1 pseudogene is annotated in these 249 nt (G+C 44.6%); it reads right to left on the reverse strand.

Features of this window, described 5'->3' with window-relative positions:
- Positions 1 to 77: 77 nt before the first annotated feature.
- Positions 78 to 249: pseudogene (locus R2R70_RS22125) on the reverse strand (peroxiredoxin); the annotation flags it as partial.

A 249-nucleotide genomic window follows, 5' to 3' on the forward strand; every position in this document is an offset into this window, starting at 1 on the left:
GGTCTTTATTTGTAGCACTGCTTTAAATCAGATGTTTAAGATCCAGCGCTACTTTTATCTAAGTATGAAATATCTACTTAGATTTTGCCAACTAGGTCAAGACTTGGTTTCATTGTGTCGCCGCCTTGTTCCCAAGCTGCTGGGCAAACTTCGCCGTCGTTTTCACGAACATACCGTGCTGCTTTCACTTTACGTAGCATGTCTTTTGCACTACGGCCGATACCGCCAGCATGGATTTCAGCGACTTGG

The sequence above is a fragment of the Cobetia sp. SIMBA_158 genome (assembly GCF_046566945.1).
Classification (GTDB): Bacteria; Pseudomonadota; Gammaproteobacteria; order Pseudomonadales; family Halomonadaceae; genus Cobetia; species Cobetia amphilecti.